Origin of the sequence: Gordonia tangerina (assembly GCF_021556435.1) — a bacterium.
Taxonomy (GTDB): domain Bacteria; phylum Actinomycetota; class Actinomycetes; order Mycobacteriales; family Mycobacteriaceae; genus Gordonia; species Gordonia tangerina.
Window position 1 is genome coordinate 13,844 of sequence record NZ_JAKGCU010000033.1, and the last position, 23,098, is coordinate 36,941.

Genomic DNA, 23,098 nt, shown 5'->3' on the forward strand with positions numbered 1-23,098 from the left:
ACGGGAACCACAAGCAGAACTGACATCCGCGGCGGTTACGACCGCCGTGGATGTCAGTTCTCGATGTGGTTGGAGACCGGGCGGGCCGTTCGACGCTGAGCGTTCGGCCCAACGTCAGACGGGCAGCTGCCCGCCGCTCGAGCGCCGCAGGTCCGAGAATGCCCGGATCGTCGTCGACAGTGCGGTGGCCACCGGCCGGGTGTCTGCGCTCCCCTCCTGGCCGACCTCGGACTTCGACACCATGACCACGTTGTCGATGTACGGCTGGATAGTGCTGGTGTTCTGCACGGTCGCGACGATGATGAGCTGGAAGCCGAACTTGCGGAACGCCGAGAGCGCCTGTTGCGCGAACTGCGGATCGGACTTCGAGAACGCCTCGTCGAGCATGAGCTGCGCGAAGATCGGGCGGTTGTCGGTACCGTCCGGACTCGCCAGGTTGAAGCTGAGCGCGCCGGCCAGGCAGAACGCCATCAGCTTCTCCTGTTCGCCGCCGGAGTTGTCGCCCGCGTTGCTGTAGGTGCGGATGGTCTCGCCGGTCACCGCGTCGTGTTCCTCGCAGTAGAAGTCAAAGCGGTTGCGCACGTCGAGGGCGTCGCGGGTCCACTGACGATCCTCCGGCGTCACCCCGGCCAGCCGCTCGCGCAGCAGCAGGATGTCCGCATACTGCTCCAGGATCGCCTGTTCGTCGCCGAAACTCACCGCAGTGGTGCGCTGAGAGATCTGCCTGGCCCGCTCGCTGAGATCGGCCACCGCAGCCAGATGCTTGCGTCCCGGGTGCAATCGCAGCCGGGTCCCGCGGTTGAACGCCACCGCGCCCAGGCCGGTGTTGACACGCTCGATCTGTTCGACGATGCGACGCTCCTCGGCGTCGGCGGCCATGTGCAGGTTGAGAATTGCGCCCGGGGCCTGTTCGGTGATCAGGCGACGCATCCGTTCATAGGCGGCCGGCAGTTCACGCTCGTCGATCCGGCGGCTCACCGCGACGTAATCATGGATGCGTTCGTCGAAGTCGTCGCTGTCGTTCGGGACCGCGTCGGGGAACTCCTCGTCGTAGGTGTCGAGGATGCGGGCCAGTTCGTCGCGGGACCGTCGCGCGTCTGCGCGCATCCGATCGCGGTCCTTGGCCACCAGCTTCAGCAGGTCTTGCCGATACGGCTCCGGCGCCAGCACATCGAGGCTCGCCCCGGATTCTTCGCGGAAGCCGTCCAGCGTCTGCTCGGCCTGGGTGGAGATGTCCTCGATGTCGAGCCGGTCGACGAGGTCGAGCAGCTGGGTGCGCCGTCGATCATGTCCGGCGATCTTGTCGCGCACCAACGCCGCCTGCGAGATCGCCCCGCGTACCTGGTCCCAGATGTCATCGGCCTTGCGCTGCAAGGCTTCCACATCGGGGTGCTCGTCCATCAACAACTCGTACTGTTCGGTGAGCTGCTCCACCCGTTCATCGGCCGAGTCGGTGTCGATCTCACTCCACTGGGTGAACTGTTCGCACACCCGGCGGTAGGAGTCGCGCCGGTGTTGCTTCTCGGTACGTTCGCGGTCGAGCGCCGAACTGGCCTCCCGCGCAGCGTTGTACGCGCGTTGTTCGTCGTCGAACTCGGCCTGCAGCGCGGCGATCTTCGCGTCGACGTCCCCGACGAAGATGTGCTGGGACGGACGCAGCGACTGCCGGTCGTCCTTGACCGCGAGCTTGGCCGAATCCTTGCGCAGACCGCGGTCGGTGACGGCCTTGGCGTGCTCGGTGAATTCCGTCGGCGATTCGACACACACGTAGTTGCCGAGTCGGGTGAGGATGGCCATCGCCTCGGCCGCACACGGGTGGCCCGGGTCCACCGACCGCAACGTTGCACCGAGCGTGCCGGGTTCGGGCGCCGGTGCAGTGCGATTCTCCGCGTGGTGCAGCTGGATCCGACCACGCATGTCGTGGGTGTTGACGAAACGCAACGCGGCTCGGAAATGCTCCGCGGGAACCAGGAGTCGTAACCCGGCCGAGCGCAGCACCTTCTCGACCGCCAGACGCCAGCGTTCGTGCTCGGGTCGGAGTTCGACGAGTTCGGCGACATAACGGAGTTCGGCTTCGTCGACCTGCAGGGCCTGGGCGATCACCCGGCGCATCTCGTGCTCGGCCCGCGGAAGCGCCGAACCGGCCTGCGTCACCCGTTGCAGTTCGTCGTGGGCGGCGTCGCGCTGGGATCGAGCGGCGACTTCGCGTGCCAGGGCATCGGCGTAGTGAGCCTTGCCGGCGTCGAGCTGCCCGTCGATCCGGGTGGCCTCCTCCATCAGATGCTCGCGCAGCGTCCAGAACTCCTCGGCATCGTCGGGGAGGTCGAAATCGAGCGCCGAGACCTTGGTGTCATACGAACTGCGCCGCGCCGCGACGTCGTTGCCGGCGCGCTGCGCGGTGGTCAGTTGTTCCTGTAGCGGTGCGAGGTCACCGGTCGATGTGGCGATCCGCGACAGCAGATGACTGTGGTCCTGGCGGAGCTGATCGTGTTGCGCGGTCAACGCGGCCAGATCGGTGTCGAGGCGGGCTATCTGGTCGTCGAGATCGGAGATCTCGGGCTCCGCGGTCCGACGTCGCAGGTTGTTGAGATACGCGCGGATCGACGCAGTGTCGATCGTGTCGAGCACCGAAAACGTGGCCGATTCGGCGGCGTAACGTTCGTGCACGGTCTCGATGCTGCCGAGGATGGTGCGCTTGCGCCGCGCTACGTCGAGTAGCTCACGAGCTTCGACCAAGGGGTCGATCTGTTCGAGGGCGTCGGTGATACCCACGATGCTGCTCGGTTCGTCAAGCATGAATTCCCGCACGAATTGCGCGAGGCCGCCGACGCTCTTGAGTGATTTGGCCTTTCCCAACAATTGTTGCGCGGCATCCGAACCGCGGATACCGATCAGCGAGTAGAGCGAGGACAGGTACTTGCCCTCTCCCGGCCCGCCTCGCCAGCCGAGATCCCGGAAGATGGCGGAATTGTGGTTGGCCCGGGCCCACTCGTTGCACACGTCGACGATGTCGATGTCGCCGTCATGGATGAAGTAGGTGCTCGAGGCGTCGGTCATTTTGCCCGCCGCCAGCCATTTCAGGACCAGGCCGGTGATGGCCTCGCCCGAGGTCGAGGTGTACGTCACCGCGATCGCGGCCCATGCCGGTCCCGAGCCACGCAGGTACATGATCTCGCGCTGCCCGCCGGCGCCGCTGCGGCGTTCACCCCACGCACCGCGGATGTATTTGCCGACTGTCCGGCGGCCACTGGACGAGCCGGCCGCGGTCGCGTCGCCGGATGCGTTGAAGTTGCGTCGGTGATCGGGTAGGAACGCCAATGAAATAGCATCCAGCAGTGAGGATTTGCCGCTCCCCGACGATCCGGTGATGAGGGATCCGCCGGCGCTGAACGGAATCGAGTGATAGCCGTCGAACACCCCCCAGTTGATCAGCTGTAGTCGCGACAGGTGGTACTGGTCCACAGCTCCGTTCACCACTCGTCTCCTTCGTCGTCCCCGTCGTGAATGTCCTCGCCGTGAATGTCCTCGCCGTGAACGTCCCTCTCATCGCCGGTGTACGCACTCCGGATGGCCGCATCGGCCTGATCCGGCGATTCGCCGATGTCGTCGCCGAGGTCGCCGGCACCGATGAACTGTTCGAACTGCCGCTGCAGGTCGGTGATCACCGACGCGGTCATCACCGCCGAGATGACCGGGCTCACCGTGAAGGTGTCCGGGTCGTCGCGGTGCTTGCGCAGGAAGTCCATCTCCTCGAGCTTGTCGATCGCACGCCCGATCCGCTTGTCGAACAACGCCAGATCGCGATCGATGGTGTTGGTGACGCCGGCGAAGAGCTCGTGGATCTCCTCCCGGGTGATCAGTACATGTTCGTCGCGGGATGCCCGCACGTACTTGGCCAGGTGCAACGCGAGGATGGCGTCGTAGGTGTGGATGGTCTCACGTTTGAGGATTTTTCGTCCCCACCGCGAGTCGTAACCGGCCTGTTCCACGAAGGCCACCTCGACTTCGTCGACGACCCGTAGCCGCAGGTCGAGTTCGGAGAGCCGAACTCGCAGTGCGTCTTGGTATTCGATCACCCATGCCCACAGCTGGGGCTGACGGTCGCCGCTCACGTAGCGACGGGTCAGCAGGTTCTGCAGCGCCCAGCAGGCCCGGTCCGGTAGGGCGCTGACGTCGCCTTCGAAACGCGGGGCGCCGGGTGTGTCGTCCGGTCGACTTTTTTCGACGGCGGGCAATTCGTCGAATCCGGTGTAGTCCTCGGACCGCTGGTCGCCGCGGTCGTCCCGAATGTCGGTGCTGTTACTCACGATGCTGCGTCGACCTCCGCGGTGGGGATGGGTTCGGTGAACGACAATGCGGGAACCTCGATGGCCTGATCCTCGCCTTCCAATGATCGGAACCGGATGATGGTCGACTCGGGACCCGCTGTGCCGGGCTGACGCAGTGCCCAGGACCACAGCACGATCACATGTGCCAGATAGGGTTCGTCGAGCCGGGCGAGGACGTCGGACAGTGTCGCGGGGCCGTCGGCGAGGGCCGCGTTGACGGTCTCGGTCAGCTCGACGGTGTCGACCTGCCCGGCGAGCGACGCAAACGAACTCAGATCGGCGCCGGCGGTGGCCGGGGTGGCCTGCGCCGGTGGCGTCCGATCGCGGATCTCGAAAGCGAGCCGGCCGATCGAGGTGACCGATGGTGTCGCCAACGGCAGCTCGTACGCGATGCGGCGGTCGGCCAGTGATGACTTGAGCAACTCATGCGCCGATGCGAGCGCGTCGTTGAGTTGTCGGGCGACGCCACGGCTCTGCTCCAGCGTGCCGGCGGCGACGAAGCGACGGATACGGCGGGCGCACCGCTGCCGGGTCCGGCCGACCTCCCCCATCTGTTGGGTCACCAATTCGAAGAAGTTGTCCATCACCGATCGGAGCCCGGGTTCGATGTCGGGCAGCTGGTCGGTCACCGTGGAGATATCGGCGACGAGTCGTTCGCGCTGGGTCGGATCCTGGATCATCTGGGTGAACGCGTGATACGAGGTGCTCTGCGACGACTCGAGCAGGGCCTCGTAGTCGTCGAACAGCCGGCGTTGCCGATCGCGATAGGCCAGGTCGGAGTCGTGCGGGTCATCGAGGAGCTGGGTCGTGATGCGGTCGAGCATGGCGCCGTACTGTCCGATGTCGGAGACGATCTGCTCCATCTGGTAGGCGATCGCACGAGCCTCGTCCTCGGCGCTACGCAGATCGGGTCGGCGTCGGCGACCGGCATCGAGGTCGGCGAGCTCGGCGTCGAGTTCACTGATCTGGTGTTCGATTTCCTCGCGGATCTGGCCCGGATCGTCGGAGACCTGGCCCGCCACGCGTCGTAGTCCCGCCGCGATGCCGTTGATGGACCCACCCGTGGCGACACTGTCGGCTCGCCGCAGGCGTCGCATGTAGTCGAGGACCGAACGCGCTTCGGCGGTCAGGTGGCAGATGTTGTGTCCCGTCGCCGCTGCCGGCTCGGTGACCCGGTGCACCCATCCTTGTTTGGCCCACAGTTTGATCAGCTCGAGACCGTCGGGCTGATCACTGACCCCGAGTTCGGCGAGATCGCGTTCGAGGCGCACCGTGAGTTCGGGTTCCGTGCGCCGGGCGCCGAAGTCGAGGTGACGTTCCATCAGCGTCACATACAGCGCCGAGTTGGTCGCGGAGAACAGTCGCACCGCCGCCGATCGCTGAATCGAGCGGTTGGCGTCCCACGCCTGCGCCAACGTCGGCTGCTCTGAGTTGTCCATCGCCGCCTCACCGGGTCGCAGGGAAAGAGGGCCCGAGGTAGTGTGCCACGTCCGCGCTCGGCACTCGCACGGTGCAGGGGGCTGTATGGCCATCGGCCGAGGTTGTCAGTGTGGTGCCGATGACCATTCGGACCGTCACCAGCTGTCTCGCAGGATGGCGGGTGCCCAGTCGGGCCAGTGCGCGTCGCCGACCAGCGTGCCGCCGGTGAACTCGGCCACGATGGCCGGCGCAACGCCGCTCGCGTTGTCGTAGACCGTCGCCTCGTCGGTGCACCCGATGGCCTCAACGGCCAACGGCCACACCCGTCGGTGGCGCGCGCGGATCTTGTCCTCGGGAACCGCGTGGCCACCCCCATCGACCCGATGTCGCACGCGCAGGACCGAGATGGTCTCCGGCACCAGGAGAACGTGCAGGACGACGACGTATCCCGCCGCGTGGGCGCGGCCGATGAGATCAAGCTTCGCGGGATGGGAGAACACCGTCTCGGCGATGAATGACCGCCCGTCGGTGATCAACCGATCGCGAGTGGCCGCCGCGACCTCGGCCGCCTCATACGATCGCGCCGCGGAGTCGCCTGGCCAACGCTGCCGCGCGATCAGATCGGCATTGACGAAGACACTGCGCGCCAACAGTGGCGCGAGCGTGAGTTCGACGAAGGTCGATTTACCGGCCCCGTTGGGGCCGATGACCAGGTCGAGACGTCTCACTCGTCGGCCACGTGGTGCACACTGCCGTCCGGACGGTATTCGACGATGCGGCCGGCATCGTCGAGGGCCACCGTCGTGACACCGCGGGCCACCTGCGTGGCGCGATAGTCTGCGTTCGCGAGATCTTCAGCGACCCGCGCCCGGATCTCGGCGTTGAACACCCGACCCTCATCGACCGTGAGGTCATCGACCGGTTGCGCCCCGCGTAGTGCTGCGCGCACCCTACTCAGTGCAGCCGACTCGTAGGCGGTCACCGCGCGTCCGACCCGCGCCCAGTGTTCGAGCTGTTGTCTGCCGGTTCGTTGTTGTCGGCGGCCCTCGCTGATCGCGCTGTCGATCAACTCGGCGTCAAACCGGGTCACCTTGTCGGCGGAGCGAGGCATGTGTGTACTCCCGTGTATCTGCGCTGGGCCGTCGCGGCTTTGACGTTCGTGAGCCGAGCCGTTCGTGAGCCGAGCCGCCCTCGCGCGGTAGCAATATGAAACAAGTGTAGCCAATGGCTACCGCGAGCGTCTCGCGTCGGGAGTACCGCCGCTGCACACGCACACCGCTGCGGTACGCACGGATCTCACTACGATGAGCGTCATGGTGATGGCAGATCGTCGCGAGGTGCAGACGGCGGCAGGTCCGATCACGGCGCTGACGGTCGTGGGGCTCGCCGAGAGTCTGGTCAACGGTCTGGCGCGGGTACCGCTGCGACGACCCTGGCAGGGGCCCGGTGGGTTGTTGGACAACCTCGGGCAGTCGGTGACCCGGCAGGTCGTCCGGTCGTTCATGGGCTACTCGATGGGTTTGCCGATCGAAGAGTTCCGGTCCATGGAGAAGGTGCTCGACGACATCTGCCGAGTGGTGATGCCGCCGTTCGTCGCGGTGAGCAACGGCGTCGAGATCACCGCCGACACCATCGGCGGAGTGCCCGGCCTCTGGTGTCGCGCCAAGGCCAGCTCGGACGCCTATGTGGACGACCAGGAGGACAAGCAGACGATCGGCGCCACCATCCTGTACCTCCACGGTGGCGGCTATATCGGGACGTCGCCGATCATGTATACCGCGTTCGCCGCTGCGCTCGTAAGACACACCGGCTTCGAGGTATTCATCGCCGACTATCGGATGGCTCCGGAATTCCCCTTCCCGGCCGGCGTACATGACGCGGCCGACGTCTACCGTGGCCTGCTCGACCGCGGGGTTGCGCCGGAGCACCTCGTGGTGGCCGGCGATTCCGGCGGTGGCGGCCTGGCCACCTCGCTGATCTCTCACCTGCACGATCACTCGATGCCCATGCCGGCGGCGGCCGCGCTGTTCTCGCCGGAGGTCGATCTCGATCTGGACCGCCCGTCCATCACCGAGAACGCGCAGCTCGACATCCTGCCGTGGAATGTACCGGTCACCCCGTATCTGCATGGTGTGCAGCCCAACGACTCCCGCGTCTCGGTCATCTACGCCGATGTCGACGCGGAGTGGTTTCCGCCGACCTTCGTGTGCTGGGGAGCCGACGAGATGTTCCGCGACGGCATCCGGGAGTTCGTCGACGTCTTGGAGAAGGCGGGCGTGCGAGTTGCCGCGATGGAGGAGTTCGGCATGTTCCACGTGTTCCCGATCCTGATGCCGTGGGCCGAACCGGCCAAACGAGTGTTCCGCGCACTGCACGAACTCGCCGCTGCACACGTCGCCCCCGACCCCGACGCCGAACAAACCCACTGAGCCGTCCCGTACGTCGGCGATACCCGACAGCGTCGCCGGCCGGGGGTTATCCCGCTGTTACCGAGGTCGCAACCGGGTTGCGGTGGACTCGAGCTGCGCGCTCGCGTCCCGCGCGCCGATTAGCGTCGGTGCCGAGGAGGTGGCCACGTGGCGCATGCGACATCGACAGACCCGTTGTGGCTGTTCGGAGATCAACTCGGCCGACACATTTTCTCGGCCGCCGAGCACGACGATCGCGAGGTGGTGTTGATCGAGTCGTCGACGGCCTTTCGCCGTCGTGGCGGCCACCGACAGAAAGCGCACGTTCTGCTGTCCGGGATGCGACATCTCGCCGACGAGCTCGGTGATCGCGCCCAACTCTGGCAGGCCGAGACCTACCGTGACGCGCTCGCTGCGCTCGGCCGCCCCGTGGTGGTGCATGAACCGAGTTCGCGAGCCGCAGCGCGATTCGTGCACCGACTCTGGGTCGAGGGACTGGTGTCGGAGATCCTGCCGAACCCATCTTTTGCGCTGTCCCGCAGTGACTTCCGCCAATGGGCAGGCGATTGCGAACGATTCCGCATGGAAGAGTTCTACCGAGACCAGCGTCGGCGGTTCGAGGTGCTGATGGACGGTGACGAACCATTCGGCGGTACATGGAATTTCGATCGCGACAACCGCGAGCCGCCGCCGCGTCGGCGGACTCTCGGGATCGACGATCCGTGGTGGCCCACCGAGGATGACATCGACGAACAGGTACGTGCCGACCTCGACACCATGGATGTGGCGTTCACCGGCGACGACGGCCCGCGACTGTTCGCAGTCACCCATGACGAGGCGCAGCGAGCGCTGGCCCATTTCGTCGGCCACCGGCTGGCCACGTTCGGCCGATGGGAGGACGCCATCATGGGCGAGGACTGGGCGATGTCGCATTCGCTGTTGTCGGTGCCGCTGAACCTCTCGTTACTCCATCCGCTCGACGTCGTCGGCGCCGCGGAGGACGCCACCCGGGCCGGCGACGTCGAGCTGGCGTCGGCGGAAGGATTCATCCGGCAGATCCTCGGGTGGCGCGAGTTCGTGTGGCACCTCTACTGGCACTTTGGATCCGACTACCCGTCCAGCAATCATTTGGATGCGCATCGATCGTTGCCGCGCTGGTTCCGTGAACTCGACGACGCCGCGGTCACCGCGCGATGTTTGTCCGATGCGTTGGCCGGAGTTCGTGAGCGGGGTTGGGTGCACCACATCCCCCGCCTGATGGTGCTGGGTAGCCACGCTTTGCAGCGCGGATACGATCCGGCCGAGCTCACCGAATGGTTTCGCGCCAACTTCGTCGATGGTTTCGACTGGGTCATGCCGGTGAACGTGATCGGCATGAGTCAGCACGCCGATGGCGGGCTGATGGCCACCAAGCCATACACGTCCGGGGGCGCCTACATCTCCCGGATGTCCGATCTCTGCGCCGACTGTGCTTTCGACCCCAGGACGCGAGTCGGCGAGAAGGCCTGCCCATTCACCGCCGGCTACTGGGCGTTTACCCATCGCCACCGGGAGATGCTGCGGTCCAATCATCGCACCGCACGTGCCGTGGCCTCGATGGGACGCCTCGACGATCTCGATGCATTACTCGAGCAGGAGCGACATCGGGATTCGTTCTGAGTTCTCACACCAGCGGTCGCCCGAAGCGGTTGCGCAACCGCACATCCCACAGCAGCGCGCGGAACATCAGTTGCGACAGCCACAACGGCTTGCGTCGTTCGCGCTGCACCTGACGATCGACATAGGAATCGAACCACTGTTGGTCGGTTGCGGACCAGGAGACCCGGAGTGCCGTCCGGAAAGGTTCGGGCAGGTAGCCGATCGTGCGCCGATACTTCGTCGGCCCGTAGCGCCGCTGGATCCACGGGTGCGCATAGCCGAAATGGGCGATGTCGAGCAGAAACTCACGGACCTCGTCGCCGATCTCGATGTCCTCGACCTGCCGATCCCAGTACACCTGGAACTGCTCGCGGTCGGCGGGCCACATCTCGGCCGGCATCTGCAGGGTGGTGCCGACGACCATGCCCTGACGGTAGAAGGTGTCGCGCTCGACACCGGTCAATGGTCCGTGCACGCGCTCGTAAATGTCTTCCCAACCGTAGTAAAGACAGGCCGCAACCCACAGCTGCAGTTCGGGATTCATGGCGTTGTACTCGACCGGACTGTCCCCGTGCGAGCGAACCTGGGCGTGCTGCCGATTGACGGCCTGGCGATAGCGACGTCGATCCTCGGCGGTGCCCATCGCGGCCACCGCGAGGTAGGACGCGGTGGTGCGAGCTCGTTTGATCGGATGTCGGTCGAGACGACCGCTCTCGACGGTGCTGTGTGCCACGCCGTATCCGACCGCGGGGTTGGCCAATTGCATGATCACGTTGGCGGTGCTCATCGTCTGCCCCATCGACAGCAGCGACCGTGCGAACATGCTGCTGTCCATCTGGTCCATCTCGGCGCGTGACATGCGCTGTGTACTGGTCATTGCCATACCCTATCTGACTACGTCTGTGTTCAGACTAGCGCCTGAGCATGCCGGAGTCGAGCCACCCGCGGTGATGAGAACCGCGATGGTGGCGAAAACCACCACCTGGCGGCAGATGGGCGGCGGTACACTCGGGTATGTCGATGATGACAACCGGACGAGGTGCGCCGTACCCGGACAGCGACAAGACGGCGCCTGGAGGTCCGGAAGTCGATGTCATGGCTGATATTGGTGTTGTCTGGTGTGCTGGAGGCCGTCTGGGCCACCGCACTCGGTCGGTCGGAAGGATTCAGCAAACCGACACCCACGATCATTTTCTTTATGGCACTGGTCGTTTCGATGGCGGGTCTGGCGTATGCGATGCGCGATCTGCCCACCGGCACCGCATATGCGGTGTGGGTGGGTATCGGTGCCTCGCTGACCGTCGTCATCGCGATGGTCACCGGCGCCGAGGCGGCTTCATGGCTCAAAGTGGGCCTCATCCTGACGATCGTCGCATCGGTGGTCGGGTTGAAGTTGGCACACTGATGAATCGGGCTGGACCGCGAAAGGACGTGCATTCGTGAGTGTTCGAGTGTTGATCGCCGACGTGTCGGTGTCCTTCCACGCCCCGTGTGAGGCGGTTTTCGATTACCTCAGCGACCCGGAGAACCGCCCGGACTGGCAGTCGAGTCTGCGTGCTGTGAACAACCTGACGACGCCGAGTGGCCGGGCCGGTGACGTCGGAACCAGTTGGACCGATGTCACCGTTGCCCCCTGGGTCGCCCCGCGACTGGAGGTCACCGAGTGCGTGGCGGGTCGACGTTGGGCGGAGATCGGTGCCTGGCATACGGTCGACGCCCATCTGTCTCTGGAGTTCTGCGAGACCTCCCGGCCCGGCACAGATGTCCGCGCACTCGCCCATCTGACCGTCCCGGTGTTCCTCGCGCCGCTGCTGCCGATGCTGCGCCTGCTGACGCCGCCGGCGCTGCGCAGCGACCTGCGACGCGCAGCGGAACTGGTCGGTGCGACCGCCTCCTCGGGTCAGTCGGCTGCAGACGCGTAACTGATCCGGATGGGCCGGATCACGGCACGGTGCGTGCTCCCGTCGGGGTCGAGAACCCAGACGGCTGCTGCGATGTGGCCGGTCGACACGAGACGTCCGGTCACATGGAGCACGGTCGGTTCGTCGCCGACACACACCGGCCGGACGAACCGCGTCTCGCAACCGGTGATCATCGCCCGGTGATCGCGAGCCCACCGCTGGGCATACTTCAGCACAATGGCAACCAGCAGCAGTCCATGTGCCACCGGCGCATCGAGTCCGGCTGCGCGCGCGGCGGCCGGTTCGATGTGGATGGCGTTGTCGTCGCCCGATGCCGCGGCGTAGCGTCGGACACGGTCGAGGGTGAGGTGCTCCTCGGCGTCCCACAGCGGGGCGTTGAGGTCGGTGTGAGACGCCACGTGACTCATCCGTCGGCCTCTTCTGATCGAAAGACCAGCGTGGAAGTGCTGTCGGCGATCGGAAGGGTCTCGTCGGCGGCATGGATGTCGCTGCGGACCGTGAGTTGGGTTGTGCCGGCGCGATGTCGCACGCTCGTGACGGTGAGCAGGCCGGTGAGCAGATCCCCGCGCCGAGGCGGTCGACGCACATGCAGCGCCTCGGATGTGTGCACGATGCCATCGCGCGGGACCACTCCGGCATCCATGGCCTGGTGGGCGAGTTCGACGCTCACTCGGAAGACGACGGACACGGGGGTCTCGGCCTCCGAAACGTCCACCACCTCGGCAAAAGAAGCGATCAGGGCGTCATCGACGGCCACCGCTACCGGTGTCCGGAAGACCATTCCCTCGACCAGCTTCGTGGCCATGCTTAACGCTAGCGAATCCGAATGCGCGGCACCAGGTGCGTTGCCGGCGAATGTCCCCCGTCGCCGATGTTGTGGCTGGGCTGATGGCTGATGGCTGGGGACTAGGGTGGGTCACCCCTCGTCGGGGCCGTTCGGGACCACCAGTGAATGGTCGAAGGCGTAGACGATCGCGGCGGCACGGTCGCGCAGATCGAGTTTGGTGAAGATGTGGTTGACGTGACTCTTGACCGTGACCTCGGAGATGAACAGGCGGGCGCCGATCTCGCCGTTCGTGTGTCCGCGTGCCATCAGCTTCAACACCTCGAGCTCGCGGTCGGTGAGCCGGTGGCTCGGGGACCGCCCGTGGTCGGGAGCAGAACGTCGAAACCCATGCAGGACACGAGCAGTCACCGCAGGATCGAGAAAAGCGCCGTCGGCGACGACCGCGCGCACGGCCCAGATCAGCGACTCCGCAGGCGAATCCTTGAGGATGAAGCCCGCCGCCCCGGCTCGCAGGGCCCCCGAGAGGAGTTGGTCGTCGTCGAAGGTGGTCAAGACCAGCACCGGCGGCGGTGCGGCCATGCGCCGGACCGCCGCGGTGGCGGTGATGCCGTCGACGTGGCGCATCCGCAGATCCATCAGGATGATGTCGGGGGTACAGGCGGAGGCGCTGGTGACCACCTCGCTGCCGTCACCGCACTCCCCGACGATGTCGAACCCGTCACGAGCTCGAAGTATTCGGCGCAGACCGGTACGAACCAGTTCCTGGTCGTCGACGAGCAGAACGCGGATCGGGTCGGCGTCGACCGCGACGGGATGCGTCGATGACATCAGACCGCCGTCCGCTCGACCGCCGCCGATTCGGGAGAAGCGGCCGTCGGGAAGACCGCGCGTACCACCCATTCATCGGCGTCCGGGCGGACATCCACCGCGCCGCCCAACAATCGCGCCCGCTGCTTCATCCCTTCGATCCCCGATCCGTCGGTTCCTGGCCGCGCGCCCGGCGCATAGGGGTTGCGCACGCACAGTGACACCTGGTCGTCGGCGCGCAGTGTGATCGACGCCGACGGCGTGGAAGCGTGTTTCACCACGTTCGCGAGTGATTCCTGGGTGATCCGGTAGAGAGCCGAGCCAATTGGGCCGGGGACGGTGGTGAGGTCACCGCTGCGATCGACGGACACGGTCAGACCGGCCTTCCGGTATTCGTCGATCAGATGCTCCACATCGCAGGCGCCCGGGGTGGGCGCGGCTTCGGCGCCGTCGGTGCCGAGGACCTTGACGATAAATCGGATCTCGGTCATCGCCTGGCGGCCGAGTCGCTCGGCGTCCTCGAGGGCCTCGAGCGCGTCGTCGCGATCACCATCCTGCAGGGCGCGCCGCGCGCCGGTGACGTTGAGCATGGTGATCGACAACGAATGTGCGATGACGTCATGGACCTCGCGGGCGATCCGCCGGCGCTCGTCGCCGGCCGCGCGATCGGCTCGCACGCGTTGGGCGCGCACCTCGTTCTCCGACAACAGTTTCTGATACAGCATCATGTATCCGACCAGCCATCCGCACAGGATCGCGAGCAGGTACGCGGCGGGTGACTGCAAATGATCGGTGACCCCCGCGATGACGATCACGGTGATCGACAGCGCCAGGACGGCGACGCTCGCGCGCAACGACTCCATCGCGGCGGCGATCGCCGTGGTCAAGGCCAGAAACAGCGGCGCGATGTCCAGTGACACCGGGTCCATCAGCATCAGCCCGGTCGACACGGCCGCCAAGATGTTGCATGGCAGTTTGCTCTGCAACCACAGGTCGAGCAGGAGCGATATCAGGGCGACGCCCGCACCCATCAGGGCCCACCAAGGAGGATCGATCGGCACACGCTGCGCGGTGGCACCGATGATGATCGTGAACGAACCGAGCAGCGTCACCGCGGTGAAGAGCGGCGGGTATCCCTCGCCGGCCAACTCCAGTCGGCTGCGTATCCACCTGATCGATGACCTCACCGCCACAAGGATAAGCGGTCGGCGGCCGGGGGCATCGCATTCTGGGTGGAAACCGACTCCACCCTCGGGTGGAGAACGGTTCCGACTTCGGGATGCAGATCGGCGATCGGCTGCCGCCTAGCGTCATCGGTACCGGCAGCGACCCAACCCCAGACCCGAGGTGAGAGCAATGTCCATGTGCGCCCGCGACTACCTGAACCGATGGTTTACCGAGACCACTTCTGTTCTCCCGCAGGGAATTGTGGTGGTCGGATTCAGCGATACGCAGAGATCGTGGACCGCGGCAATCACTGCGGCCGCCGCTCTCGACCGACGTAGTCGGATCGTACTGGCGATGGCCACCACCCGTCCACGACCGCCGAGGTCGGATACTTTCGGCTACGACGCGCTGCGCGCCGATTCATACCTGCTGTCGGAACGGGCGATTCTGGATGAGAAGCTTCGCGAGGCAAAGGAAGTGGTGCTGGGCCGAACGTCGGCGACGGTGACGACCGAGACCGTGGTCGCCGACCCGGTCCACGGGCTCGCCGAGGTCGCCGCGCGCGTGCGCGCGACTGCCGTGGTGGTGGGTATGGGCCACGACCATCCCACACCGCAGGTGCGTCGTATGGCTCGCGCGCTACCCGATGGTGTCTCGCTCTTCGCCACGGACGGTCGAGATCACGTGCGGGTCATACCTCGGGCCGCCGCGCGGTCGGCGAACCGCCGTCCGGTGCTTTCTCCGGTACCGCATGCGGCCGGGGCGTAAGGGCTGGACCGGACATCCCGACGGGCTCCGATGAGTATCCCCAGGTGACCGACGACCCGGCCCCGGCCTCCGGCAGCTGCCGGCCCTAGCCGGACGTGGTGGCGACCCCCTTCGGCGCCCCCGCAGACATGAAGCCGAAGAGATACCCGGCGATCCGGCGCATCTGGATCTCGTCGGCGCCCTCGGTGATCCGGTAACGACGATGGTGCCGGTAGATGTGCTCGAACGGCTCATGGCGCGAGTAGCCTCGACCGCCGAAGACCTGCATCGCCTGATCGGCGGCGTCGCAACAGAGTCGGTTGGCCTGGTAGTTGCACATGGAGACCTCCTGAGAGGCCGCGAACGGACCGTAGGTGTCCATCCTCCATGCTGTCTCCCGGATCAACGATCGCAGCATCGCCGCACGAGTGTGCAGTTCCACCAACGGGAACTGGATCGCTTGATTGGTCGACAGCTTCTTGCCGAACGGGGATCGCTCGTTGGCGTGCCCTACCGCCCGATCGATGCAGTACTGCGCCGCGCCGAGGCTCGAGGCTGCCTGACGGATTCGGTTCTCGTTGAAGAAGTGCTGGACGATCTGCAGGCCGCGGCCCTCCTCACCCATGATCGCCGAGTGGGGCACACGGACGTCCCGCAAGGTGATGTGGGCGTGATCGGTGGGCATGTTGAAGGTCCACAGGTACTCTTCGACAGCGAATCCGGCGGCCTGCGGGTCCACCAGGAACGCCGTGATGCCGCGAGCATCGCCGGCTTCGCCGCTGGTTCGGGCGAAGATTATGTCGCGGTGCGCGACGTGGATGCCGGTGTTCCAAGTCTTCTCACCGTTGATCACCCACGTATCGCCGTCGCGAACCGCGGTGGTCTCCATGTGGGTGGCATCCGAGCCGTGTTCGGGCTCGGTGATACCGAAGGCGAAAAACCGCTCTCCGGCCGCCAACGCCTCGACCCATTCCTCTTTCTGTTCGGGCGAACCGTACTCGAGCATCAGCAGCAAACCGACGTTGTTGCCCACGATCGCGTGTTCGTTCTGCAGGTCGCAGTGCAGGCCGAGCCCCTTGGCCGCCAGGTGCTCCCGGATGACGGCCATCGACAGATTCGAACCGTCGCGACCGCCGTACGCGGCCGGGAACGGATATCGGAAGTGTCCGGCTGCATCGGCACGACGACGTGCCTCCCGCAGCAGTGCCTCCCACTCGGCGCTGGGCAGACCACCACGGTCCCAGTCGGTGCGCGCATCCTCACGACGGTGGTCGAAGAACCGTATGTTGTCGTCGGTCTGCTCGAGCGGCACGATCTCGGCGGCGATGAACGCATCGAGTTCGGCCAGGTAGTCCGTCAGGGATTCGGGCAGTGCGAAGTCCACGGGTGAAACGCCCTTCGGTCGGCAATCGGGTTGGTCAGCAATCGGGCTGGGTGAGATGTTTGGGGTTGGCGACCGTGAGACGGTCGATCACCTCGGCGGCGACCACGGCGCGTACCGTGTCGTCGCCGGCGGCCAGCGAACCGCCGCGCAGTGCGTCGGCGAGTTCGGCGCTGCTGTACACGCCGAGTGGCGCCAGTCGTCGACGGCTCGCTTCGGCCTGCTGGGCACCGAGCAGTACCTGTCGGCGGACCGTGGCCAGCACGTTACCCGCCACCCGGGTCCGAAAACGCACCTGCGGAGAGATTCCGCTGTCGGCGGCGACCTCGTCGGTCAGGAAACCCGACACGGCGTCGAGCAGATCGAGCAACGCGGGCGCGGTGTGTGGACCCCCGTCGGCAGCAAGCGCGGTTTCCTCGGTGTTCAGCGGGTCGGGTATCGAGACAGGTGTGGTGATGCCGAGAGAGAGCAACGCATCGAATTCCTGCTCGGCACTGCGTCGTCCGATGGCGGCGAGTTCCATCGAACGTTCGGTACCGTCGAGATACCGATTGGCCTGCGAGCCGCAGATGAGGCCCCACCGCACCGTGGCGTAGAGCTCCCACCACCGCAGGGCGTCCTCCGTCGGACGCCAGCCCGCCACCTGCGCGTAGGCGTCGAGTAGATCTGCGCGCGCACCCATCCCGGCGACCGGGCGTGGTACACCGAACCGCCAGGCCTTGGCGCACAACCAGCCGAGATCCTCCATCGGGTCCCCGAGATGGGCCAGCTCCCAGTCGAGTACGGCCGAGATCCGATCCGGCGTGATCAACAAGTTGCCCAGCCGGAAGTCGCCGTGTACCACGGTGTCACTCGGAGCGGATTCGGGCCGGTGGCGATCGAGCCAGTCGATGGCGAGCACGAGTCCCGCCGGTGCGTGAGCGTACTCACGAGCGAACAGGGTGTGCAGCGCCTCGATCGGGTCGCCGATGTGGTCGAGGCCGGTCGAGGTCGACTTCATCGCGTGAATGCGGGCGAGTACGGTGCCTGCTTGTCGCGCGAAGTCATCGCGCACCGAACCGTAGGCGTCGTCACGCAGGATTCGTCGAGCGATGGACTCACCATCGACGAAACGCATGACCGCATAAGGGAACCCGAGGACGCTCTGCTCGTCGGCGGAGTCGCTGAGGTCGAGGACCTCGGGGACGGGTACACCGGCGACGTATGCGGCCCGGAGCACATCGACCTCGCTGCGCAACCCGCCTGCGCCGGGCGCGGCGGCCGGTGCGGCTCGCACGATGATTGCTTCGTCGCCGCGTTCGTCCCCGACCGTGACCGCGTACGTGGTACGGCTGGCGCCAGCAGGTACGACGCGAGCGTCCCGCAGCGTCACCGGTCGATCCCACACGGTGCTCAACCGTTCCGCGATACGCTCGCCCACCTCGGTCGGGTTGGTCGACCTCATCATGCTCATCCCGGTCACTGCTCGTGCCCCCTCACCCTTCGCGGTCCGACGATGCGACGCTACCCGAACCGACCGAGGGCTCCGTCGGTTACTCGAGAATCAACTGAAAGGAAGCCATTCCGGCCGCGAGGAACCCCGGGGGACGAGAATCGTGCGGTACTCCCCCGGCGTGCGTGTCATCTGCACCTGGTCGGTGACGCCTTGGTAGCGCCCGAGCGGCGTATCGGCCGTGAACACTTCCGGATCGAGGTAGACGTGACGGTCGTCGTCGCCGGAGCGCCCCGCCACCTGATGGGCGTACTCGCGGTCGAACACGCCCATGCCCACGATCCACAGCGCGGCCCGGGTCAGCGACACGTGCACGCGATAGCTCCCGCCCTCCTGTGCGCGTCGAGACAGCGCCTCCACGATCCCCGCGGTCATCAACCACGACACGATGTAGTCGTTGACGACCAGGATCGGGGGGAGCGCCGGACGGTCGCCTCCGCCTTCGTACAACATCATCCCGGCCAGGCTTCCGGCAGTTTGGTCGAAGCCTACCCAGGACGACCACGGCCCCGTCTCACCGTTGAGTGAGGCTGTCGCGTAGACGATGCCGCGGTGACCGGCGGCCACGTCGGCCGCCGACAGCCCGATCCCGTCGAGATAGCCCGGTCGCCGGTTGGCGTAGAAGATGTCAGCATCGGCGAGGAGATGGCGAAGGCGTTGCGCTCCTTCGCCTTTGTAAGGATTCAGCAGCGTGGAGCGCACTCCGACGTTGGCGCTGACGTAGGTTGCGTCGTGCTCGAGTTCATTGGGGCGCCACACGTTGAGCACGTCGGCTCCGTGCAGGGCCAAGGCCCGTCCGACTCCGGCGCCGGCGATCACATGGCCCATGCCCAGGGCGCGCAGGCCGTCCAGTGGCCCGGTGGCGCCGGCCGGGACGACGACCGGGTCTCCATCGGAGATCTTGGTGACTTCCACGAGCGGCATGTCGGCGAGAACGTCACGGAAATGCGGCTCGTCCAGGATGTCGGGGACCGTGCGCAACATCGGCATCACCACGCCCGCGTCGGCGCCGGCTGCCTCGAGTTCGATTCCCTTCCAGGACGCTATCGCCTCGGCGACGGCTTCCTCGTCGTCCGGCACACCGAGCAGCTTCTGCGCTGCGACCTTGATCTTGGGATAGGGGTTGAGCGGCATCATCCAGCGGTCGTCGGCGGTCCGATAGAAGCGGAATCCCAAGGCATTCGAGGGGTTCGACGGGGTGCCTGCAGGATAACCGTTGACCAGTTCCCAGCGACGATCGTAGAAGGGGCACAGGCGATGCGGGGCACTGCGCAGATCGACGGTGATGTCCTGCCCGTCACCACCGCGAACCTGCCATAGTTTGGCGATCGCAGCCGACTTCGCGGCCAGTGCGATCGCCGCCGCACCGCCCAGACGTAACGTACTGGGCACCACGGGATCGGCCCCTATGAACCTGATGGTGCCCCCGGTGTCGGTGGCGCGCATACCGATGGAGCCGAGCACATCCTCGAGTTCGGTCCGCGGATCGAAAGTGTCGTCAGTGGCAGGGTTCTCGGCGGCGGTGCGGAGCCGATCGGTCAGGCTGGTCAACGCTGCTCCTCGGTCGTCGGGTCGCGGTCGGAGTCATCACCGGCGAGCAGGTCGTCGGGGATCAACACCTGGCGTGAGCGCAGGTACTCCCCGATGGCCTTGCCGACCTGGTCGACGCGTGTGTTCGACGACCCGCCGGTACCCAACAGCCCTCGGATCACGAAATGCACCGCTTGCAGTTCCGGGAACTCGTGGCGGTCCACGTCGAGGTCCTTGGCCTCGGGAAGCAGCCTGCGAAGCTCATCGCTACTCAGAAAACCTCTCAGCCACAACCACACCCGCGGATCACGCGTCCAGATGCCGACATTGCTGTTGCCGCCCTTGTCGCCGCTTCGGGCGTGCGCCACCAGGCCCAGAGGGGCGCGGGTGACCCGATCCGGGAGCGGCGCCTCCCTGGGTTCGGGGTGAACGGGCTGCGCCACCACGTCGGTGGTCGGCGGAATCGCGGCCGCGACCCTCCGACCGTCGTCGAGAACGGCGCGATGATCGAGAACTGTCAACGGGAGCAGGCCCGGCCAGTAGTCGATGCGAGGTCGAGGGCTCGAATGCAGACCGGCCGCGCCGTCGTGATAGTAGCCGGGGATGCCCTGCAGATAGAGGCTCCCCAGACGGCGGGCGAGATCGGCCTCGGCGAGGGCGTCGGCGGTCGGCGCGGTGGCCATCACGCGAAGCGCCACGGTGGCCGCCCACTGCGACTCCGGGTCGGCTGCCGGAGTGCCGATGGGCGTCAGGTCCAGCGTCACGCCGTCGGGCAGACCGGGCATGAGCTGATCGCGGATCAGCGCGATCTTCTCCTCGATATGCGGTGAGGTCACGAACACGGTGTTGACGACGGAGAATCCGATGGGTCCGAAGATCGCGACCTTCGTGGTGTGTGGTGGGGGGCCGCCGAGCGCACCGGACACCGCAACGCGGTCGGGTCCGACGTCGCGGACCCGGAGATCGTCGAGGCGAACGGTGACGTCGGGATTGAGATACACCGGCCCCTGGATCTCGTACATGATCTGCGCGGTCACCGTGTCGCGGGTGACCGCCCCGCCGTCGCGTGCGTGTTTGGTCACGACACAACTGCCGTCCGCGGCGATCTCGGCGATGGGAAAGCCCGGCACGGTGCGGTGTGGGATGTCGAGGAATCCGGAGAAGTTGCCGCCGACGGCGTGCGGGCCGCATTCGATGATGTGTCCGGCCACGACCGCGCCCGCCAACGCGTCGAAGTCCGACGCATGCCACCCGTGCCACCACGCGGCCGGACCCACGGTCAGCGATGCGTCGGTCACACGACCACAGACCACGATGTCAGCGCCGGAGTCGAGCGCTGCGGCCACTCCCCAACCGCCGAGGTAGGCGTTGGCGGCGAACGGGGTGGCCGCCCAGTCGGCCAGCGGTGCGCCGCCATCGAGATTGTCGAACCGGTGCCCGTCGCGCCGCAGCCGCGGCAATTCGTCGAGGATGTTGTCCCCGTCGACGTGAGCCACCCGCAGTTCGACCCCTGCGGCGGCGATCTCGTCGCGCAGCGCGGCCGCGAGGCCCGCGGGATGGAACCCGCCGGCGTTGGTCACCACTTTGATCCCGCGGTCGGCGATCGCCGCCAGGTGTGGGCGTACCTGGTCGACGAAGTAGTCGACGTAGCCGCGGCGGGGGTCGCGCTGGTAGGCCGCCGACAGCGCGGCCAGCGTGATCTCGGCGAGGTAGTCACCGACCAGTACGTCGAACCGATCGCCCGCCATCGCCTCGTCGACGGCGCTACGCCGGTCTCCGAAGTATCCGGAGAAGTTCGCGACCCGAATCGGCTCGCGTGTCATGTTCGGCCCTCTTTCTCGTTGTGTGTGCCTGCTTGCCACGCTAGGTCGATCGAGCTGTCGATCACCATCATCAATGTGGACAGTGGCGTGTGACCGGATCGGTCATGGCCCTGGCGGCGTCGATAAGGTATGCGGTGTGGACCTGATCGGACTGCGCTACTTCGTCGCGGTCGCCGAAGAACGCAATTTCACCCGGGCGGCGGCGCGGCTGCACATGGCGGCATCGCCGCTGAGCCGGCGGATCAAGGACCTCGAGCGCGAGTTCGGTGCGGCGTTGTTCGTCCGAGCGCACCATCACATCGAACTGACCCGAGCGGGCGCGGCGCTGCTGCCGCGGGCACTCGATGTGCTCGAGCGGGTCGACGGCCTGGCCGACGTCGTGCGTGAGGCGGACGCGACGACGCCGCGACAAGCGGTGATCGGCATCGCCCCCGAGGTGTCGGCGACGGTGCGGGACACCTTTCTGGCCGATCTCGCCGCGGCCCATCCAGACATCGTCCCGCGCCTGTACCCGGCCAGTACCGAGCCCCTGCTGCGGGATCTGCGCGCTGGTCAGGTCGATCTCGCGCTCGTGCACGGCCCGGTCGGTGGTGCCGAGGTGGACAGCAGATTTCTCGAGCGGCAGCCGGTGGGTGTCGCCGTCGGTTCCGATCTCATCTCCGCCGGCCGTACCTCGATCACGCTGGCCGACCTGACCGACATCCCGTTCGCCTCGATCAACCACGACTCCGCGCCGGAGATCTATCGCAACCTCGATGATCTGCTCGACCGCCACGGGATTCGCAAGCGGATCACCTTGACCGGGGACAACTTTGCCGGACTGGCGCACCTGGTCGCGAGCGGTCAGGCATTCACCTTGGTCGGGTTGGGCAATGGCATGGCCAACCGGCTCTTCTACGGTGAGCCTGTTGCCATTCTGCCGATCGACGGGCTGCGCGCGGCGATCACCACGGTTGCGGCCTGGCGGTCCAATCGCGCGGGAGCAGAACGTCTGGTGGCCGATCTCGTCACGACCGCCGAGGCACTGGATCTCCAGGCGGCCGCATCCGGGATGGCGCCGCCTGCGGCGCGCTGAGATGGGGTTGTGAACTGTTCCTTACGTTGTGAGTAAACGTGATCGAATGTGTGTTTTGTTGAGTGGGTGAAGTTGGCTGAGTGGGCGCGGTCGCAGGGGGGTGCATCCGCAGACTGCGTATCGGTGGTTTCGGGAGGATCGGATGCCGGTGTCTGCTCGTCGTCTGGAGTCGGGCACGGTCTGGGTCGACGTTGCTGAGGTCGGTGGTGGTGGCCGGGTGGTGGTGTATGCGTGGGTGTCGTTCCATGATCAGCGCGCGGACTTGGATCGTCAGGTGGCTCGGCTCACCGAGTGGGCGACTGCGAATGGCCACGAGGTTGGTGAGGTGGTGTGAGGTCGGGTCCGGGGCTGAATGGGAAGCGTCCGAAACTGCGGCGGGTGTTGTCGGACCCGTCTGTCAGTGTGGTGGTTGTGGAGCATCGTGATCGTCTGGCGCGGTTCGGGGTGGAGTATGCCGGTGGTGGGTGTTGATGTCGGGGTGAAGGCTGACGGTCTGCTGGTTGTGGCTACCCCGGACGGGCGTGAAGTGGCGCGGGTCGCGGCGCCGAAATCGTTGACCGCCGCCCAGCATCGG

At 66.3% G+C, this 23,098-nt stretch carries 20 protein-coding genes, 1 pseudogene and 1 riboswitch; of the genes and pseudogenes, 7 read left to right on the forward strand and 14 right to left on the reverse strand.

The window, feature by feature from the left end; genetic code table 11:
• Nucleotides 1-114: 114 nt before the first annotated feature.
• From L1892_RS22470 to L1892_RS22490, 5 genes are all read right to left on the reverse strand, one after another.
• Nucleotides 115-3,474, reverse strand: coding sequence for an ATP-binding protein (locus tag L1892_RS22470; protein ID WP_235726004.1), 3,360 nt, complete (start codon nt 3,472-3,474; stop codon nt 115-117).
• Complete coding sequence (locus L1892_RS22475) at nt 3,471-4,307, reverse strand: DUF4194 domain-containing protein (protein ID WP_235726005.1); 837 nt, start codon at nt 4,305-4,307, stop codon at nt 3,471-3,473. The genes L1892_RS22470 and L1892_RS22475 overlap by 4 nt, the downstream gene beginning before the upstream one ends.
• Complete coding sequence (locus L1892_RS22480) at nt 4,304-5,767, reverse strand: DUF3375 domain-containing protein (protein WP_235726006.1); 1,464 nt, start codon at nt 5,765-5,767, stop codon at nt 4,304-4,306. The genes L1892_RS22475 and L1892_RS22480 overlap by 4 nt, the downstream gene beginning before the upstream one ends.
• Before the next feature lie 135 nt (nt 5,768-5,902).
• On the reverse strand, nt 5,903-6,475 hold the full coding sequence (locus L1892_RS22485) for an ATPase (RefSeq protein WP_235726007.1): 573 nt from the start codon (nt 6,473-6,475) through the stop codon (nt 5,903-5,905).
• Nucleotides 6,472-6,858, reverse strand: coding sequence for a TA system antitoxin ParD family protein (locus L1892_RS22490; protein ID WP_235726008.1), 387 nt, complete (start codon nt 6,856-6,858; stop codon nt 6,472-6,474). Before L1892_RS22490 ends, L1892_RS22485 begins: the two co-directional genes overlap by 4 nt.
• Nucleotides 6,859-7,060: 202 nt before the next feature.
• Here L1892_RS22490 and L1892_RS22495 point away from each other — a divergent pair, with 202 nt between their 5' ends.
• Together L1892_RS22495 and L1892_RS22500 are read left to right on the forward strand one after the other, a co-directional pair.
• On the forward strand, nt 7,061-8,176 hold the full coding sequence (locus L1892_RS22495) for an alpha/beta hydrolase (RefSeq protein ID WP_235726009.1): 1,116 nt from the start codon (nt 7,061-7,063) through the stop codon (nt 8,174-8,176).
• Between the two features lie 147 nt (nt 8,177-8,323).
• A complete protein-coding gene (locus L1892_RS22500) occupies nt 8,324-9,814 on the forward strand; it encodes a cryptochrome/photolyase family protein (RefSeq protein ID WP_235726010.1) in 1,491 nt (496 codons plus the stop codon).
• A 4-nt stretch (nt 9,815-9,818) separates the two neighbouring features.
• On the opposite strand, the gene L1892_RS22505 is transcribed toward L1892_RS22500, so the two are convergent.
• Entirely contained in the window at nt 9,819-10,670 is an 852-nt protein-coding gene (locus L1892_RS22505; protein ID WP_235726011.1) for an oxygenase MpaB family protein, read from the reverse strand.
• A 134-nt stretch (nt 10,671-10,804) separates the two neighbouring features.
• Nucleotides 10,805-10,868, forward strand: a riboswitch (guanidine-III (ykkC-III) riboswitch).
• Between the two features lie 15 nt (nt 10,869-10,883).
• Here L1892_RS22505 and L1892_RS22510 point away from each other — a divergent pair.
• Together L1892_RS22510 and L1892_RS22515 are read left to right on the forward strand one after the other, a co-directional pair.
• Nucleotides 10,884-11,198: a DMT family transporter gene (locus L1892_RS22510; protein ID WP_235726012.1), complete on the forward strand. Its 315-nt coding sequence runs from the start codon at nt 10,884-10,886 to the stop codon at nt 11,196-11,198.
• Between the two features lie 34 nt (nt 11,199-11,232).
• Nucleotides 11,233-11,715: an SRPBCC family protein gene (locus L1892_RS22515; protein WP_235726013.1), complete on the forward strand. Its 483-nt coding sequence runs from the start codon at nt 11,233-11,235 to the stop codon at nt 11,713-11,715.
• On the opposite strand, the gene L1892_RS22520 is transcribed toward L1892_RS22515, so the two are convergent.
• From L1892_RS22520 to L1892_RS24955, 4 genes are all read right to left on the reverse strand, one after another.
• Nucleotides 11,694-12,113, reverse strand: a complete 420-nt coding sequence (locus tag L1892_RS22520; RefSeq protein WP_235726014.1) for a MaoC family dehydratase — start codon at nt 12,111-12,113, stop codon at nt 11,694-11,696. The two genes, L1892_RS22515 and L1892_RS22520, sit on opposite strands and share 22 nt — an antisense overlap.
• 5 nt (nt 12,114-12,118) lie before the next feature.
• Nucleotides 12,119-12,520 (reverse strand): hypothetical protein, encoded by a 402-nt coding sequence (locus L1892_RS22525; protein WP_235726015.1) that lies wholly within the window; start codon nt 12,518-12,520, stop codon nt 12,119-12,121.
• A gap of 111 nt (nt 12,521-12,631) precedes the next feature.
• Complete coding sequence (locus tag L1892_RS22530; RefSeq protein WP_235726016.1) at nt 12,632-13,330, reverse strand: response regulator; 699 nt, start codon at nt 13,328-13,330, stop codon at nt 12,632-12,634.
• Entirely contained in the window at nt 13,330-14,496 is a 1,167-nt protein-coding gene (locus L1892_RS24955; RefSeq protein ID WP_235726017.1) for a sensor histidine kinase, read from the reverse strand. The genes L1892_RS22530 and L1892_RS24955 overlap by 1 nt, the downstream gene beginning before the upstream one ends.
• A gap of 169 nt (nt 14,497-14,665) precedes the next feature.
• Here L1892_RS24955 and L1892_RS22540 point away from each other — a divergent pair, with 169 nt between their 5' ends.
• A complete protein-coding gene (locus L1892_RS22540; protein ID WP_235726018.1) occupies nt 14,666-15,244 on the forward strand; it encodes a hypothetical protein in 579 nt (192 codons plus the stop codon).
• Nucleotides 15,245-15,329: 85 nt separating this feature from the next.
• On the opposite strand, the gene L1892_RS22545 is transcribed toward L1892_RS22540, so the two are convergent.
• From L1892_RS22545 to L1892_RS22560, 4 genes are all read right to left on the reverse strand, one after another.
• Nucleotides 15,330-16,607 (reverse strand): acyl-CoA dehydrogenase family protein, encoded by a 1,278-nt coding sequence (locus L1892_RS22545; RefSeq protein ID WP_235726019.1) that lies wholly within the window; start codon nt 16,605-16,607, stop codon nt 15,330-15,332.
• Between the two features lie 34 nt (nt 16,608-16,641).
• Entirely contained in the window at nt 16,642-18,048 is a 1,407-nt protein-coding gene (locus tag L1892_RS22550) for a phosphotransferase family protein (RefSeq protein ID WP_235726024.1), read from the reverse strand.
• Nucleotides 18,049-18,147: 99 nt separating this feature from the next.
• Entirely contained in the window at nt 18,148-19,647 is a 1,500-nt protein-coding gene (locus tag L1892_RS22555; RefSeq protein WP_235726020.1) for a CoA transferase, read from the reverse strand.
• The gene (locus L1892_RS22560; protein WP_235726021.1) at nt 19,644-21,449 is read right to left on the reverse strand and encodes an acyclic terpene utilization AtuA family protein; all 1,806 of its coding nucleotides are present in this window, start codon (nt 21,447-21,449) and stop codon (nt 19,644-19,646) included. The genes L1892_RS22555 and L1892_RS22560 overlap by 4 nt, the downstream gene beginning before the upstream one ends.
• Nucleotides 21,450-21,585: 136 nt before the next feature.
• Between L1892_RS22560 and L1892_RS22565 the strand changes: the two genes are divergently transcribed.
• Both L1892_RS22565 and L1892_RS24960 read left to right on the forward strand, forming a co-directional pair.
• The gene (locus L1892_RS22565; protein WP_235726022.1) at nt 21,586-22,524 is read left to right on the forward strand and encodes a LysR family transcriptional regulator; all 939 of its coding nucleotides are present in this window, start codon (nt 21,586-21,588) and stop codon (nt 22,522-22,524) included.
• A 66-nt stretch (nt 22,525-22,590) separates the two neighbouring features.
• Nucleotides 22,591-22,977, forward strand: a pseudogene (locus tag L1892_RS24960) (IS607 family transposase); the annotation flags it as partial.
• Between the last annotated feature and the right edge of the window lie 121 nt (nt 22,978-23,098).